The organism is Cupriavidus sp. 21MJTG02-4 (genome assembly GCF_057798975.1).
Genome location: NZ_JBYOJP010000001.1, coordinates 315,199 through 331,322 on the forward strand (window position 1 = coordinate 315,199; position 16,124 = coordinate 331,322).

Below are 16,124 nucleotides of genomic sequence, written 5' to 3' on the forward strand. Positions count from 1 at the left end.
CCGGCTTGGCCGTGCTTGCGGCGGGCGTGGTCCCCGGCAGCTACGACGGGGGCCAATCGATTATATGGCGTTGACGTTTACGTAACCCAAGTCAGCTATTGTGCGGCGAGTCAATCACGTCGCTACGCGTAGTAACGTCTTGCGTTATTAACGCCATGCGTTATCATACCCATGATTACGTCGTTCAACTGTCGCGACACCGCGCTACTTTTCGGTGGTACCCGCGTGGCCCGGTTTGCCAACATCGAGCGAGTCGCCATCCGAAAACTGCAGCAAATCCATGCGGCGGACAGCCTTGGCTTCCTGCGCGTCCCGCCAAACAACCGTCTGGAAGCACTCCAGGGAGACCGTGAAGGGCAGTTCAGCATACGGATCAACGACCAGTGGCGCATCTGTTTCCGGTTCGCCAATGGCTACGCAGCCGACGTCGAAATCGTCGATTACCACTAAACACGCAAAGGAGCCGGCTATGTCTCGTGAAGTCCCTCTCGCCCCCCCGGGCGAGATCCTGCAGGCGGATTGGCTCGAGCCGCTTGGCCTGTCCCAGTACGCCCTGGCAAAAGCCATCGATGTGCCGCCGCGCCGCATCAACGAGATCGTCAAGGGCGAACGCGCAATCACCGCAGACACAGCGGTGCGCCTGGCCGCCTTCTTCGGCACCGACGCGCAAAGCTGGATGAACCTGCAGACTTACTACGACACCGAAATGGCGAAAGAAAAGATCGGTGCCGCCAAGCTGGCGGAAATCAAGCGGCACTCGGTCGCTGCCTGAGTCACGGAATGACAAAGGTCGCGCATGGCGGCCCTGGCAGCGGCTGACGACGCCATCACCGCACGCTCAACCGCGGGCATTCCCCAAACGCATCCGTTTTCCACTCGCCCCAGCGGTGCGCCAGCACGCGCAGCCACCCGGCCAGCCGCGCCCACGACAACGGCGCGGATACCGCAGACAGCGCGAAACGCGCCGGGCCGCCCTCGCCCGACAGCCAGAAGCGCTCGCCCTCGGCCAGCGCAAAAACGTCGCCAGGCTGCAGCCAGAAGTCGGCCACGCAGCCTTCCACCGTGACCCACACCCGGCCCTCGATCACCTTCACGCTTTGCCCGTAGCCCGCGCGCAGGCTCACCGGCTGCGCCGGTTCATCCAGTTCAAATACCCTCAGTTCACGCATGTCGCACTCCTTGCCAGCGCGGCGGCACCGATCTCCGCCATGCTTCCATTATTCGCATCCCCGACTAGAATCCCATGTACAGTTGTGAACAGTTTTCCATGAACTGTTCAGTAGTTTTTCCTGACAGTTCGACTGATAGGTCGACGCCACCATGAAGCTGATCATTGACCCCACCACGGGCATTCCCCTGACCGAGCAGATCATCCAAGGCGTGAAGGCATGGATCAGCTCCAGCGAGGCGCGCCCCGGCGCGCGGCTGCCTTCGATCCGGCAGCTTGCGGCCAACAGTGGCATCAGCCGCTTCCCGGTGATCGAGGCTTATGACCGGCTGGTGTCGCAAGGACTGCTGGATTCGCGCCATGGATCGGGCTTCTATGTGGCGGAGAGCCCGCTGGCCACCCGGTCGGCGCGCGGCTGGTCGGACCCGAGCCTGGCCGAGGACCTGTCCGGCCACATCATGGAGCAGTTCAACCATCCCAGCGGCGCGCTCAAGCTGGCCGGCGGCTTCGTACCCGAGACCTGGCGCGATGTGGAAGGGCTGACCCAGGCCATCCGCGCGGTGTCGCGCAACGACATCGACAGCGTGATTCACTACGCGACACCGCTTGGCCACCCTGAACTGCGCCGGCAGGTGCTGCTGCGCGTGCGCCAGCTCGGCATTGCCGCGGAGCTGCCCCAGGTGCTGATCACCACCGGGGCCAGCCAGGCACTGGACCTGGTGGTGCGCCACCTGCTCAAGCCGGGCGACACGGTGTTCGTCGAAGATCCCGGCTACTACAACCTGTTCGGCCTGCTGCGCCTGCACGGCGTGCAGCTCGTGGGCGTGCCGCACACGCCGTCCGGCCCCGACCCCGAGGCCACCGAGGCATTGCTGCGCGAGCACAAGCCCAAGCTGTTCTTCACGAACAGCGTGCTGCAGAACCCCACGGGCTCGACCCTGGCGCCGCCGGTCGCCTTCCGGCTGCTAGAACTGGCGCGCCGCCATGGCTTCCGCTTTGTCGAGGACGATATCTTCTCGGACTTCCAGACGCACTTCACCGACCGGCTCGCCACGCTGGACCAGCTGGAGCACGTGATCTACATCGGCGGCTTCTCGAAGACAGTGTCGGCCTCGCTGCGCACCGGCTACCTGGTGGCGGACAAGGCGCTGGTGAAGGACCTCGTCGATGTGAAAGTGCTCACCAGCGTGGCCGGCTCGCACTTCGCGGAGGCGGTCACCGCCTCGCTGCTGGAACGCGGCGCCTATCGCAAGTACGTGGAACGGCTACGCCTGCGCGTGCGTGAGTCTTCGGCCAACGCGGTGCGCCAACTCGCGGCATGCGGCTGGGAAGTGTTTTGCGAGCCCGCGGGCGGCAACTTCCTGTGGGCCCGTCCACCGGGCATCGAGGACTCGCGCGCGCTGGTCGCGCTGGGCGAGAAATACGGCGTGATGCTCGCGCCCGGCAACTACTTCCGGCCGGGCGGCGAGACCTCGGCGTGGATCCGCGTCAATACCGCGTATGCCAACGAACCGCGCTCCGTGGCGTTCATGCGCGAGGCCGCTGCCATGGGCGAGGAGAGTTCAAGGGGCTGAGCCTCAGCCGCCGTGGTTGTGCAGCACGGCGTTGCGCCGCGCGTAGAGGAAATACACCGCCAGGCCGATCGCCAGCCACACCAGGAATGCGATCCACGTGAGCGCCTGCAGGTGGGCCATCAGGAACAGGCAAAAGCCCGCGGACAGCAGCGGCACCACCGGCACGCCCGGGCAGCGGAACGCGCGCGGCAGGTCGGGCCGCGTGCGGCGCAACACCAGCACGGCAATCGAGATCAGCGTGAACGCCGCGAGCGTGCCGATATTGATCAGCTCGGCCAGCACATTGAGCGGCACGAAGCCGGCAATGATGGCGAACACGATGCCCACGGTCCACGTGGCGAAGTACGGCGTGGCGTGCACGGGATGCACCGACGAGAGCCGCTCGGGCAGCAGGCCATCGCGCGACATGGCAAAGATGATGCGGGTCTGGCCGTAGGTCATCACCAGGATCACCGTGGTCATGCCCAGAATGGCGCCGAGGTCGACAAAGCCAGCCACCCAGTTCTGCCCGGCGAACTGCAGCGCCAGCGACACGGGATGATCCACGCCCTCGAATTTCGCGAACGGCACGATGCCAGTCATGATCGCCGCCACCACCACGTACAGCACGGTGCAGACCGCCAGCGAGCCGATGATGCCGACGGGCAGGTCGCGGCTCGGGTTGCGCACCTCCTCCGCAGCGGAGGTCACGGCATCGAAGCCGATAAACGCAAAGAACACCAGCGCTGCCGCATTGAACACGCCGGTCATGCCGAACGGCGCGAACGGCTGCCAGTTCACCGGCTTCACGTGCCAGACGCCCACGGCGATGAACAGCAGCACCACGCTGATCTTGATCGCCACCATCACATTGTTCAGCCGCGCCGATTCCTTCACGCCGTACGACACCACCCACGTGATCGCCAGCATGATCAGCATGGCCGGCAGGTTCACCATGGTCGCGACGCCCGGCACCGCGCCCGGCGCTGCCGTGAGTGCCGCCGGCAACTTCACGCCGAAGCCCGCGACGAGCGACTGGAAATAGCCCGACCAGCCCACCGACACCGCCGAGGTGGCCAGCCCGTATTCGAGCAGCAGGTCCCAGCCGATCATCCACGCGACGATTTCGCCGAGCGTGGCATAGCTGTAGGTATAGATTGATCCCGATACGGGAATGGCGGATGCGAACTCGGCATAGCAGAGCGCGGCAAACCCGCACGCCATGGCGGCAATCACGAACGACACCGTCAGCGCGGGCCCGGCCGTCAGCGCGCCGGTGCCGGTCAGCACGAAGATCCCGGTGCCGATGATGGCGCCGATGCCCATCATCACGAGGTCGATCGGCCCGAGCACCTTCTTCAGGCCGTCGTGATCGGCCACGGCGAGCATGGCGTCGATATTCTTGGTGCGGAACAGACTCATCAGAACAACTCCCGCGAATGCCGTCTTGTGGATGGCTTCGCCTTTCCTGGAAAGGACGGAAGTTTACTCTTGTGAGCGTGCGCCAAAAATCACTAGGCGCCGGGCGGGATGATCCACGTCACGCATCACGCAGATCATCCCGGCGGGATGCTACTTCGCCACCGGCATCGTGAACTCGGCACCCTTCGCGATCGAATCCGGCCAACGCTGCATCACGCTCTTGTAGCGCGTGTAAAAGCGCACGCCCTCTTCGCCGTAGGCGTGATGGTCGCCGAACAGCGAGCGCTTCCAGCCGCCGAACGAATGCCACGCCATCGGCACCGGGATCGGGACGTTGATGCCGACCATGCCCACCTGGATCTGCCGCGCGAACGCGCGCGCAATGCCGCCGTCGCTGGTGTAGCAGGACACGCCGTTGCCGTACTCATGCGCGTTGATCAGCGCCACCGCTTCGGCAAAGTCATGCACGCGGACCACCGACAGCACCGGGCCGAAGATCTCCTCCTTGTAGATCGTCATGTCCGGCGTGACGTTGTCGAACAGCGTGCCGCCGACATAGAAGCCGTTCTCGTGGCCATCGACCTTGTGGCCCCGGCCATCGGTCACGAGCTTCGCGCCTTCCTGCACGCCCTTCTCGATATAGCCTTCAACTTTCGCCTTGTGCGCGCCGGTCACGAGCGGCCCCATTTCGGCGTCGGCTTCCATGCCGTTGCGGATCTTCAGCGTGGCGGCGCGATCGGCCAGCCGCGGGACCAGCTTGTCGGCCACGTCGCCCACGGCCACCGCGACGGAGATCGCCATGCAGCGCTCGCCGGCCGAACCGTAGGCCGCGCCGACCAGTGCATCGACGGCCTGGTCCAGGTCCGCGTCGGGCATCACCACCAGATGGTTCTTCGCGCCGCCCAGCGCCTGCACGCGCTTGCCGTGCTTCGTGCCTTCCGTGTAGATGTATTCGGCGATCGGCGTCGACCCGACGAACGACAGCGCCTGCACGTCCGGATGCGCGAGCAGCGCATCGACGGCCACCTTGTCGCCCTGCACGACGTTGAACACGCCGTCGGGCAAGCCAGCCTGCTTGAGCAGGTCGGCAATCAGCAGGCTTGGCGACGGATCGCGCTCGGACGGCTTGAGCACGAAGGTATTGCCGCACGCGAGCGCCACCGGGAACATCCACATCGGCACCATCACCGGGAAGTTGAACGGCGTGATGCCGGCCACCACGCCGAGCGGCTGGCGCAGGTTCCAGTTGTCGATGCCGCCGCCGACGTTGTCGGTGAAATCGGTCTTGAGCAGGTTCGGAATGCCGCAGGCAAACTCCACCACTTCGATGCCGCGCGTGACTTCGCCCCTGGCGTCGCTGAACACCTTGCCGTGCTCGCGCGTGATCAGCGCGGCCAGGTCGTCGTGATGCTTGTCCAGCAGTTCCTTGAACTTGAACAGGATGCGCGCGCGGCGCAGCGGCGGTGTGTCGGCCCACGCCGGGAACGCGGCCTTGGCGGCCGCGACGGCATCGGACACGTCCTGCGCGGTGCCAAGCGTCACGTGCGCGGCCACTTCGCCGGTGGCCGGGTTGAAGACATCGGCAAAGCGCGCGGACGCGCCTTGCCGGACCGTGCCACCGATGTAATGGTGGATTTCGGCGATCTGCCGGTTCTCTGCAATATTCACTTCAGCGTCCCTCGTTACTGCACTTCCCGCAGCGCCTGCTTGACGGTGTCGAACAGTTCGGCGATCTGCGCCTCGCTGATGATCAGCGGCGGCGAGAACGCCAGGATGTCGCCGGTGTAGCGCACCAGCACGCCGCGCTCCAGGCACTTGAGGAAGGCCTCATATGCGCGCGCGCCGGGCTGGCCCGGACGCGGCTCCAGCTCGATGCCGGCCACCATGCCAAGATTGCGGATGTCCTTCACGTGTGGCGCTTCACGTACGCTGTGCACCGCGGCTTCGAACGCGGGCGACAGTTCGGCGGCGCGGCCGAACAGGTTTTCGCGCTGGTACAGGTCCAGCGTGGCGATCGCGGCGGCGGCGGCCAGCGGGTGGCCCGAATAGGTGTAGCCGTGCGCCAGCTCGATCGCACCCGGTGCGGCCGAGTTGACCACCGTGTCGTGCACTTCGCGGCGCACGGCCACGGCGCCCATCGGCACGGCGGCGTTGTTGATGGCCTTGGCCATCGTGATCAGGTCCGGCGTGACCTTGAAGCGCTCCGCCGCGGTGGCGGTGCCCAGGCGGCCGAACGCGGTGATGACCTCGTCGAAGATCAACAGGATGCCGTGCTTGCTGGTGATCGCGCGCAGCTTGTCCAGGTAGCCGACCGGCGGCACCAGCACGCCGGCCGAGCCAGCCAGCGGCTCGACGATGACCGCGGCAATGGTCGACGGATCATGCAGCGCGACAATGCGCTCCAGCTCGTCGGCCAGGTGTGCGCCCCATTGCGGCTGGCCCTTGGAGAACGCCGCTTCGGCGATGTTCAGCGTGGCCGGAAGGTGGTCGGTGCCGGGCATCAGGTTGGCCGAGAACGCCTTGCGGTTCGGCCCGATGCCACCCACGGCCATGCCGCCGAAGCCCACGCCGTGGTAGCCGCGCTCGCGGCCGATAAAGCGCGTGCGCTGGCCCTCGCCGCGCGCGCGGTGGTAGGCCAGGGCAATTTTCAGCGCGGTGTCGACCGACTCCGAACCGGAGTTAGTGAAGAAGATGCGGTCCAGCCCCTGCGGCATGATGGCGGCCACCTTGGTGGCCGCCTCGAACGACAGCGGATGACCCATCTGGAACGGCGGCGCATAGTCCAGCGTTGCGGCCTGGCGCGCCACAGCCTCGGCAATTTCCTTGCGGCAGTGGCCGGCGGCCACGCACCAGAGGCCCGCGCAACCGTCCAGGATCTGGCGCCCGTCGTGGGTGGTGTAGTACATGCCGCTGGCAGACGCCAGCAGGCGCGGCGCCGCCTTGTACTGGCGGTTCGCGGTAAAGGGCATCCACAGGGCATCGAGATCGGGAATCACGGTCTTGGCGGCGTCCATACGTCCTCCTCTGGCAAGCGGGTTGGCGCGCGCTGTCACGACGAAGTGCGTGCAGCGGCAGGGATGTCGGCCACTCTACCGGCGGCCCAAGGGCGACAAAATATACAGTCCGGACAACGTCGCCTTACCGTACAGTTTAGGCAAGGCAAACCGTACAGGATTGTGCCGCTGCAGCAGCAGCGCCAGGTCACGCCAACGGGACCCGCCATGCGGTACCGTACGGCGCCACACATTGCAGTGCGTCATTTTCGGCGCGGATACCGGCGGGTTGGCCAGACGCCTCCGTGCTGCGGCTAAACTGTACAGGTTGCCTCCGTCTGAAGTGCCGCATGCTGACCCTTGACCTGACCCGCAGCCGCCGCGGCGGCGAAACCCTGACCGAACAGATCGTGGCCGGCATCGCCGCGCTGGTGGACCGCCGCGCGCTGCGCGCCGGCTCCGCGCTGCCGTCGGTACGCCGCTTTGCGCAGCAGCATGGCATCAGTACCTTCACGGTGGCCGAAGCCTACGGCCGGCTCACCGCGCTGGGCTACCTTGCCGCGCGCGCAGGTTCGGGCTACACCGTGGCCCACCGCCATGCGCCGGCGGGCGGCGCGCGTGCGCCGCGTTGGGAAGCGCCCGGGCTGAACGCGGCGTGGCTGCTGTCGGATGTATTCGCCGATCATTCCGTGCCGATCAAGGCCGGCGCCGGCTGGCTGCCCGGGGACTGGCTCAACGAGGAAGGCCTGCACCAGGCCATGCGCGCCGCCGCGCGCGTGCCGGCCGCGCAGGTGTCGGGCTACGGCCAGCCTTACGGCTATGCGCCGCTGCGCGAGCATATCGCCGCCGGGCTCGGCCAGTACGGGATTCCGGTGCAGGCGCAGCAGGTGGTGCTGACGCAGGGCGCCACGCAGGCGCTGGACCTGGTGGTGCGCACGCTGCTGCGCACCGGCGACACCGTGCTGGTCGAGGCACCGTGCTATTGCAACTTGCTGCAGATTCTGAGGCTCGCCGGCCTGCGCGTGGTGGGCGTGCCGCGCACCGCGGCCGGGCTCGATACCGATGCACTGGAAGATGCCATCCGCACGCACGCGCCGCGGGCGCTGTTCGTCAACACCGTGCTGCAGAACCCGACCGGCGCCAGCCTCACCAGCATGAACGCGTTTCGCGTGCTGCAGCTCGCCGAGCAGCACCGGCTGCTGGTGGTGGAAGACGATATCTACCGCGAACTCGCGCCGGCGGGTTCGCCCATGCTGGCCGCGATGGACGGGCTGTCGCAGGTGGTCTACGTCAATGGCTTTTCCAAGACCATCACGCCGTCGCTGCGTGTCGGCTATCTCGCCGCCAGCGCGGACCTGGCCAAGGCCTTCGCGCGGACCAAGATGGCAGTCGGGCTGACGTCGTCGGAAGTGACGGAGCGGCTGGTGTATTCGGTCCTGACCAGCGGCCACTACGGCCGCCATGTGGCGGCGCTGGCCGAACGGTTGCGCGCCCAGCAGGACCGCGTGACGGAGAAGATGGAAGCGCACGGCCTGGAGGTGCTGCTGCGCCCGGAAGGCGGGATGTTCGCCTGGGCCCGCGTACGCGACGCGCTACCCGATGGCATGCCGATGACCGGCAACCGGCTCGCTACGCTGGCGCTCGAACATGGCATCTGGCTGGCGCCAGGATCCTATTTCGAGCCGGAGGAAACGGATTCGCCATGGATCCGCTTCAATGTGGCGACCGGTGACGCGCCGCCGTTATGGGACTTCCTGGACAGCCTGCCGGACCGGGAGCGCGCCGTGCGCGCTGCCTGAACCGGCCCGCTGCCGGGCTCAACTCCAGAGGCGCTCGACCACCATGCCAGCGGTCGCGCAAATGCCAATCCAGACCGCCAGGCAGACGGCAATGAAACGGTAGCTCATATCGAAATCGACAACAAAAGTGGGGATCGAATGTGAATATTTCTTGAAATTATACATACGTGAATGTATGTATAAAAGAGAAAAGATCACATCGAATACGCGGCCCTCTGCGCATTCCCGCTCCGGCCACAGGGGCGGCCCGGGTTCGCGCGCGGTGGTCTGCTACCCTACCCGCTCGCTTCCTGCTCCGTCCGACGGATCGCCCTCCATGCACACCGAAAATCTCTCCACGTGGACCCACAGCCACGTATTCGACACTGGCAACCATGCGGCCGAGCGTAGCACCCGGCTGGTGATGATGATCACGGCCGTCACCATGGTCGTGGAAATTGCTGCCGGCTGGTGGTTCAACTCCATGGCATTGCTGGCCGATGGCTGGCACATGAGTTCGCATGCCCTGGCGATCGGCATGACGGCTTTTGCCTACGCCGCCGCGCGCCGCTACGCGTCGGACGCGCGCTTTGCCTTCGGCACCTGGAAGATCGAAGTGCTCGCAGGCTTCGCCAGCGCCGTGTTCCTGATTGGCGTGGCTGCACTGATGGCGATCGGCTCGGTGGACCGGTTGTTCAGCCCGCAGGCCATCCACTATCGCGAAGCCATGGCCATCACGGCGCTCGGCCTGCTGGTGAACCTCGGTTGCGCGCTGATCCTCGGCGGTGCGCACCATGACCATGACCATCATGGGCACGGGCACCACCACGACGACCATCACCACCACGATCATGCCCACGCGCACGGGCATGGCCACCATCACGACATCAACCTGCGCTCCGCCTACCTGCATGTGGTGGCGGATGCCGCGACGTCGGTGCTGGCCATCGTCGCGCTGGCTGGCGGCTGGTGGCTCGGCTGGAACTGGCTGGACCCGGTGATGGGCCTGGTCGGCGCGGTGCTGGTCGGCCGCTGGGCGTTGGGGCTGCTGCGCCAGAGCGGCACCGTGCTGCTGGATCGCGAGATGGACCACCCGGTGGTCGGTGAAGTGCGCGAGGTACTGGCCGGATTCGAAGCCTCCGACGACGACCGCGATGCCACGCGCGTGACCGACCTCCATGTCTGGCGCGTCGGCAAGCAGCAGTTCGCCTGCATCGTCTGCCTGGTCACGCATGACACCACGCTGACACCGCAGCGCGTGCGCGAGGCCTTGTCCGTGCATGAGGAGCTCGTGCATGTGACGGTGGAGATCAGCGTCTGCCGCGACGAAGACCATCCGGGCGTGCGCGCCGCGCGGCACGCCTGACGGCTGACCGTTCCCCACCGACTGGAAAAAGACCCGATGACTTCCGCTTTCGGGAAAACGTGCCGGCGCTCAGGCGAACGGCTTCAGGTCAGTTCGCAGCACATGCACAGCGGCGGCGTGTCGGTATGGCGATGGAATTCACTGGAGGACAGCACCTCGGCCGGCAGGCTCGAGGCAGAGATCAGCGAGAAACCGTAGCGCGCGAAATAGCTCGGGCAGGTCGGGGTCAGCAGCACGGCGCGCTTGGCCCCGTTGGCACGCGCCCGCATCAGCACCGCGCGTACCACGTGGGTGGCGATGCCCTGGTCGCGGTATTCCGGCAGCACCGCGACCGAGCGGATCACCACGGTCTCGCCAAAACGCTCGCCAGCCCCGCAGCCAACCACCTGCGATTCGTGCACGGCAACGTGGAAGTGCTCCAGCATGCGGAGTACGTCATCGGTTGGCAGGCTGCAGCGTTCCAGCACCGCGCCGACCGCTGGCGCATCCGGAGGTGCCGCTGCCCGGATTCGCAGATCTTTAATCATCGGGAGCCTCTTAATCTTGCGTCACTACGGGAACACCACGGAAGCCCTGCATGGTCGTCACGTGCGCAAGCGCCGGATGCACCTGCACCAACACATTGCCGCGTCAACACACTACCGCAAAGAGCGCCGTTGTTCCAGACGGTAACAACGCGTAAACAACGCTCACGGTACAGCATGAGACCGGTCGGTTCCACGCCCGTACGGGTGATATGCGAAGGGACAAGCAGGGATCGTGCCGCTCAGGGCACCGCAGGCATGCGGCACCATGCGCGCGGAAGGAAACTGGAGGCGGGGATACGGAATCGAACCGTCGTAAACGGCTTTGCAGGCCGTCGCATCACCACTCTGCCACCCCGCCGTGGACGAAAGATCCGGGGACAAATCGTGTTGCGGGGCGCAGTGTAGCGGTAAATCGGAAAGTCTGCAGGCGCCGTACTCGCGACGGGGTTATTCGACCCCGCCCATGCCGGACTGGATGTAGTTCTGGATGCCGACCTTGCCGATCAGTTCGATCTGCGACTCGAGCCAGTCGATATGTTCTTCGGTCGCTTCCAGGATATCGACGACGACTTCGCGCGATACGTAGTCGCCCACCGATTCGAAATACTTGATCGCCTCCTTGCAGCTGGCCTGGGAAACCTGCTCGAGCTTCAAGTCGCAAGCCAGCATTTCACCGGTGTTTTCGCCGAGCAGCAATTTATCGAGGTCCTGCAGATTCGGCAGGCCGTCGAGCAACAGGATGCGCTCGATCAGCTTGTCGGCATGCTTCATTTCCTCGATCGATTCCTCATATTCGTGCTTGCCCAGCGCATTGATGCCCCAATGCCGGTACATGCGCGCGTGCAGGAAATACTGGTTGATCGCGGTCAGTTCGTGCTTGAGCTGGGCATTGAGGAGCTGGATGACCTTCTTGTCAGATTTCATGGCATATCCCCTTCCCCCGGGGCAGAAAATCCTGTTTCTCCTGGTTCGATCCGGTCCGGCTTTTGCGCCGGTCAATTTTCATGGTAGTCCCGATTGGCGCGACATCAAGCGAGACGGCAAAATGCGCGGGAAATCATCTCCTGTCGTGCGCTGGATCGAGAATGCGTATGGTTTTGATTTTCGCAGCGATTATCAGTCCCGCGTAAAAATGCCAGGAATGCGGTAATTGCCTTTCCGGAAGGAAAAGCGCGGCGCCCATTGCCCGTGAAAAAGATGGAGTGGGATACCCGCTCTTTCCTATGCTCTGGAGAACCGATCGCGTGCTGAACCGTTCGACCCAAGACCAGGGAGTGAACCATGAATCTCTCGCAGCCAATATCCCGACTCAGGGTGAACTGCTTCTCGCTGTCGCTTGACGGCTATGGCGCCGGCCCGAACCAGAGCCTCGCCAATCCGCTCGGCGTCGGCGGCATGTCACTGCACGAATGGGTATTCCCTACGCGGCGCTTCCAGGCCATGCTCGGCAGCGAAGGCGGCAGCACTGGCGTCGACAATGACTTTGCCGAACGCGGCTTCGAGAATCTGGGCGCGTGGATCCTCGGCCGCAATATGTTCGGCCCCGTGCGTGGGCCGTGGCCCGATGACGACTGGAAAGGCTGGTGGGGCAACAACCCGCCCTATCACGTGCCGGTGTTCGTGCTGACGCACCACGCGCGGCCATCGATCGAGATGGAGGGCGGCACGACCTTCCACTTCGTCACCGATGGCATCCACGCGGCGCTGGCGCGCGCACGCGAAGCCGCGCAGGGCCGCGATATTCGCGTGGGCGGTGGCGTGGCGACGATCCGCCAGTACCTGCAGGCCGGCCTGATCGACGAGATGCACCTCGCCATGGCGCCGACGCTGCTCGGCAGCGGCGAGTCGCTGCTTGCCGGCATTGACCTGCCGGCGCTCGGCTATGCCTGCACCGAACACGCGAGCACGCCCGCCGCGCTGCACGTCGTGCTGACGAAGCGGGCGTAGCGCCGGCTCAGCGTGCGGGCCACTGATGACCAGGTTCGCGCGCCCACACCACCAAACACTATATTTCTTTATATAATATAAAGAACGATACTGTTGTTGCCTTATGAACAAGCCCGACCCCGACATCAACCTCGGAACCCTGCAAGCCGCTGCCACCGAGGCATGTGCGCTGCTGAAGGTACTGGCCAATCCGGATCGCCTGCTGCTGATGTGCCGCTTGTCACAGGGCGAACTCCCCGTCGGCGAGCTGGAGGCGCAGCTCGGCATCCGACAGCCGACGCTGTCGCAACAGCTTGGCGTGCTGCGCGAGAACGGGCTGGTGGCCACGCGCCGCGACGGCAAGAGCATCTACTACTCGGTGGCGAGCCCCCAGGCACTTGCCGTCATGGCCGTCCTCTATGAACAGTTCTGTACCCATCCCTACCAGGAGCCCGCATGATGATTGACCTTGCGAGCTTCACGCCCGGCCTGTCGCTGGCCGGCGGACTCATCATCGGCGCGGCCGCAACCGTGCTGGTGCTCTGCAATGGCCGCATCGCGGGCATCAGCGGCATTCTTGGCGGCCTGCTCGGCTTGCCACGCCAAGACATGGCATGGCGCGCGGCCTTCCTTGCCGGCCTCGTCGCCGCCCCGGTACTGGCAGGCCTGCTCGGCAAGCCGGCCGTGGCGGACATCGAGGCGAGCTGGGGCCAGATCCTGGTCGCCGGCTTCCTCGTCGGCATCGGCACGCGCTATGCCGGCGGCTGTACCAGCGGCCACGGCGTGTGCGGCCTCTCGCGCGGCTCCATCCGCTCGCTGATCGCGACGCTGACCTTCATGGCGGCGGGGTTCCTGACCGTCTTCGTGCAACGGCACCAGATCGGAGGCTGACATGAGCGCCATCACCGCATTGCTCGCGGGCCTGCTCTTCGGCATTGGCCTGATGGTTTCCGGCATGGCCAATCCGGCCAAGGTGCTCGGTTTCCTGGACCTGGCGGGGAGCTGGGATCCCTCCCTGGCGTTTGTGATGGTGGGCGCCATCGCCATCGGCACAATCGCCTTCCTGATAGCCCGTCGCCGCAAGCGCTCGTTGCTCGGGCTGCCCATGCAGTTGCCCGCCAGCACAACAGTCACACTGCGCCTGGTGCTTGGCAGCGCGGCTTTTGGCGTTGGATGGGGAATCGCCGGGTTTTGCCCGGGCCCGGCGCTCGTGGCGCTTGGGGCTGGCTATCCGAAGGCGGTTGGCTTTGTGGCCGCCATGGTTGCGGGGATGGCGGTGTTCGAGATCGTCGAGCGGACAGCATCGGGCATGCGCCGCGCCTGAGCGCGGCAGCGCGCTGCGGGATGGATAGCGAAAAAGCCGCATATCGCGGCTTTTTCCATTTCAATGCATCGAACGTTCGGCCGAAGATCTAGCCGCTGAACGTCCCAAACGTCCTACTCCACTGTCACCGACTTCGCCAGGTTCCGCGGCTTGTCCACGTCAGTCCCCCGCGCGCATGCCGTGTGATACGCCAGCAACTGCAGCGGCACCACGTGCAGGATCGGCGACAGATCGCCATAGTGCTCGGGCATGCGGATCACCTGGATGCCATCCGTCGACTGGATGTGCGTGTCGCTGTCGGCGAACACATACAGGCGCCCGCCACGCGCACGGACTTCCTGGATGTTGGACTTCAGCTTTTCCAGCAGCGCGTCGTTCGGGGCGACGGTCACCACCGGCATGGCTTCGGTCACGAGCGCGAGTGGGCCATGCTTGAGTTCGCCGGCCGGGTAGGCCTCGGCGTGGATGTACGAGATTTCCTTGAGCTTGAGCGCGCCTTCGAGCGCGATCGGGTAATGCTTGCCGCGCCCCAGGAACAGCGCGTTCTCGCGGCGCGCAAATTCTTCCGACCACGCGATGATCTGCGGCTCGAGCGCCAGCACGCCATGCAGCGCGGCGGGCAGGTGGCGCAGGTTGGCCATGTCTTTCGCCTCGGCGTCTTCCGACAGGTGGCCGCGCACCTTGGCCAGCGCCAGCGTCAGCATGTACAGCGCGGCGAGCTGCGTGGTGAAGGCCTTGGTCGACGCCACGCCGATCTCGGTGCCGGCGCGCGTGAGGAAGCGCATCTCGGTCTCCCGCACCATGGCGCTGGTGGCCACGTTGCAGATCGACAGCGTGTGGGTATGGCCCAGCGCGCGCGCGTGGCGCAGCGCGGCCATGGTATCGGCAGTCTCGCCGGACTGCGAGATCACCACCACCAGCGCGCGCGGATTCGGCACGGTCTCGCGATAGCGGTATTCGCTGGCCACTTCGACCTGCGTCGGGATCCTGGCAATGCTTTCGAGCCAGTACTTGGCCGTGCAGCCCGAGTAGTAGCTGGTGCCGCAGGCCAGGATCAGCACGCTGTCGATCTCGGGGAAGACCTCGGCCGCGCGCTCGCCAAACAGCTCCGGCGAAATGCCGTCGATGCCCTCGAGCGTGTCGCCGAGCGCTCGCGGCTGCTCGAAGATTTCCTTCTGCATGAAATGGCGGTACGGGCCCAGGTCCACCGTGGCGGCGTGCGCTTCGACCACGCGTGCCTCGCGCTCGACCAGATGATCGTGGCCATCGCGGATGGTCACGCCTTCACGCGTGACTTCCACCACATCGCCCTCTTCCAGGTAGATGATGCGGTTGGCCGTGCCGGCCACGGCCAGCGCGTCGGAGGCCAGGAAAGCCTCGCCGTCGCCGAGCGCCACCACCAGCGGCGAGCCGGCGCGCGCGCCGACCACGCGCTCGGGCTGGTCCTTGGCGAACACGGCGATCGCATAGGCGCCATGCAGGCGCTTGGTCACGGCGCGCACCGACGCGAACAGGTCGCCGCGCGTGGCGCTGCTCGGGTAGCTGTAGGCCTGGTGGATCAGGTGGGCCACGACCTCGGTGTCGGTCTGCGACTCGAAGCCGTAGCCGGCCGCGCGCAGTTCCTCGCGCAGCGGCTCGTAGTTCTCGATGATGCCGTTGTGCACCAGCGCGATGGTCTCGCCGGACAGGTGCGGGTGGGCATTGACGGTGTCGGGCTTGCCATGCGTGGCCCAGCGCGTGTGCGCCACGCCCGTGGTGCCGGCCAGGCCCGAAGCCTGGGTCTGGGCGTCCAGATCCGCCACGCGCGATACCGTGCGCGCACGCTCGACGGAAGCATCGCGCACCACGGCTACGCCGCAGGAATCATAGCCACGGTATTCGAGGCGGCGCAGGCCTTCGATCAGGACCGGAACGATATTGCGCGTGGAAACCGCGCCGACGATGCCACACATGCTGGACTCCCGTGGTCGGCGCCGACACCGGCGCCCGTTTTCAATGACGGCAACGGCCATTGTGCCGCGCCGGTACGGCCGCAAGCGCTGCGGCCGCCGTGTTGTGTTGCCCCGT

At 65.8% G+C, this 16,124-nt stretch carries 17 protein-coding genes and 1 tRNA gene; 10 read left to right on the plus strand and 8 right to left on the minus strand.

Annotation, left to right across the window (positions count from 1 at the left end):
- Nucleotides 1–171: 171 nt before the first annotated feature.
- On the plus strand, nt 172–450 hold the full coding sequence (locus tag AC3FKH_RS01515) for a type II toxin-antitoxin system RelE/ParE family toxin (RefSeq protein ID WP_488672336.1): 279 nt from the start codon (nt 172–174) through the stop codon (nt 448–450).
- A 19-nt stretch (nt 451–469) separates the two neighbouring features.
- Nucleotides 470–772, plus strand: a complete 303-nt coding sequence (locus tag AC3FKH_RS01520) for a HigA family addiction module antitoxin (RefSeq protein WP_488672338.1) — start codon at nt 470–472, stop codon at nt 770–772.
- Between the two features lie 55 nt (nt 773–827).
- On the opposite strand, the gene AC3FKH_RS01525 is transcribed toward AC3FKH_RS01520, so the two are convergent.
- On the minus strand, nt 828–1,169 hold the full coding sequence (locus AC3FKH_RS01525) for a DUF2917 domain-containing protein (protein WP_488672339.1): 342 nt from the start codon (nt 1,167–1,169) through the stop codon (nt 828–830).
- 151 nt (nt 1,170–1,320) lie between these two features.
- Here AC3FKH_RS01525 and AC3FKH_RS01530 point away from each other — a divergent pair, with 151 nt between their 5' ends.
- Nucleotides 1,321–2,742 (plus strand): aminotransferase-like domain-containing protein, encoded by a 1,422-nt coding sequence (locus tag AC3FKH_RS01530; RefSeq protein ID WP_488672341.1) that lies wholly within the window; start codon nt 1,321–1,323, stop codon nt 2,740–2,742.
- Between the two features lie 3 nt (nt 2,743–2,745).
- Here the strand turns inward: AC3FKH_RS01530 and bcaP are convergent, their stop codons facing one another.
- The 3 genes from bcaP to aptA form a co-directional block, all read right to left on the minus strand.
- Nucleotides 2,746–4,143 carry a branched-chain amino acid transporter BcaP gene (bcaP, locus tag AC3FKH_RS01535; RefSeq protein WP_488672343.1) on the minus strand — a complete coding sequence of 466 codons (1,398 nt, stop codon included), beginning with the start codon at nt 4,141–4,143 and terminating at the stop codon, nt 2,746–2,748.
- Nucleotides 4,144–4,293: 150 nt separating this feature from the next.
- The gene (locus AC3FKH_RS01540; RefSeq protein WP_488672345.1) at nt 4,294–5,811 is read right to left on the minus strand and encodes a CoA-acylating methylmalonate-semialdehyde dehydrogenase; all 1,518 of its coding nucleotides are present in this window, start codon (nt 5,809–5,811) and stop codon (nt 4,294–4,296) included.
- A 14-nt stretch (nt 5,812–5,825) separates the two neighbouring features.
- A complete protein-coding gene (gene aptA / locus AC3FKH_RS01545; RefSeq protein ID WP_483710246.1) occupies nt 5,826–7,157 on the minus strand; it encodes an omega-aminotransferase AptA in 1,332 nt (443 codons plus the stop codon).
- 329 nt (nt 7,158–7,486) lie between these two features.
- Between aptA and AC3FKH_RS01550 the strand changes: the two genes are divergently transcribed.
- A complete protein-coding gene (locus AC3FKH_RS01550) occupies nt 7,487–8,935 on the plus strand; it encodes an aminotransferase-like domain-containing protein (RefSeq protein WP_488672347.1) in 1,449 nt (482 codons plus the stop codon).
- A 316-nt stretch (nt 8,936–9,251) separates the two neighbouring features.
- Nucleotides 9,252–10,280, plus strand: coding sequence for a CDF family Co(II)/Ni(II) efflux transporter DmeF (gene dmeF / locus AC3FKH_RS01555; protein WP_488672349.1), 1,029 nt, complete (start codon nt 9,252–9,254; stop codon nt 10,278–10,280).
- 83 nt (nt 10,281–10,363) lie between these two features.
- Here the strand turns inward: dmeF and AC3FKH_RS01560 are convergent, their stop codons facing one another.
- From AC3FKH_RS01560 to bfr, 3 genes are all read right to left on the minus strand, one after another.
- Nucleotides 10,364–10,807 (minus strand): GNAT family N-acetyltransferase, encoded by a 444-nt coding sequence (locus AC3FKH_RS01560; protein ID WP_488672352.1) that lies wholly within the window; start codon nt 10,805–10,807, stop codon nt 10,364–10,366.
- A gap of 283 nt (nt 10,808–11,090) precedes the next feature.
- Nucleotides 11,091–11,165, minus strand: a tRNA-Cys gene (locus tag AC3FKH_RS01565).
- Nucleotides 11,166–11,254: 89 nt separating this feature from the next.
- The gene (gene bfr, locus AC3FKH_RS01570; RefSeq protein ID WP_488672354.1) at nt 11,255–11,731 is read right to left on the minus strand and encodes a bacterioferritin; all 477 of its coding nucleotides are present in this window, start codon (nt 11,729–11,731) and stop codon (nt 11,255–11,257) included.
- Between bfr and AC3FKH_RS01575 the strand changes: the two genes are divergently transcribed.
- From AC3FKH_RS01575 to AC3FKH_RS01595, 5 genes are all read left to right on the plus strand, one after another.
- A complete protein-coding gene (locus AC3FKH_RS01575; RefSeq protein ID WP_488672356.1) occupies nt 11,730–11,957 on the plus strand; it encodes a hypothetical protein in 228 nt (75 codons plus the stop codon). The genes bfr and AC3FKH_RS01575 overlap by 2 nt on opposite strands.
- A 149-nt stretch (nt 11,958–12,106) precedes the next feature.
- Nucleotides 12,107–12,754, plus strand: coding sequence for a dihydrofolate reductase family protein (locus tag AC3FKH_RS01580; protein WP_488672874.1), 648 nt, complete (start codon nt 12,107–12,109; stop codon nt 12,752–12,754).
- Between the two features lie 103 nt (nt 12,755–12,857).
- Nucleotides 12,858–13,193: an ArsR/SmtB family transcription factor gene (locus AC3FKH_RS01585; RefSeq protein WP_488672358.1), complete on the plus strand. Its 336-nt coding sequence runs from the start codon at nt 12,858–12,860 to the stop codon at nt 13,191–13,193.
- Nucleotides 13,190–13,624 (plus strand): YeeE/YedE family protein, encoded by a 435-nt coding sequence (locus AC3FKH_RS01590; RefSeq protein ID WP_488672360.1) that lies wholly within the window; start codon nt 13,190–13,192, stop codon nt 13,622–13,624. Before AC3FKH_RS01585 ends, AC3FKH_RS01590 begins: the two co-directional genes overlap by 4 nt.
- 1 nt (nt 13,625) lies before the next feature.
- Nucleotides 13,626–14,057, plus strand: coding sequence for a DUF6691 family protein (locus tag AC3FKH_RS01595; RefSeq protein ID WP_488672362.1), 432 nt, complete (start codon nt 13,626–13,628; stop codon nt 14,055–14,057).
- A gap of 113 nt (nt 14,058–14,170) precedes the next feature.
- On the opposite strand, the gene glmS is transcribed toward AC3FKH_RS01595, so the two are convergent.
- On the minus strand, nt 14,171–16,009 hold the full coding sequence (gene glmS, locus AC3FKH_RS01600; RefSeq protein ID WP_488672364.1) for a glutamine--fructose-6-phosphate transaminase (isomerizing): 1,839 nt from the start codon (nt 16,007–16,009) through the stop codon (nt 14,171–14,173).
- Nucleotides 16,010–16,124: the final 115 nt, after the last annotated feature.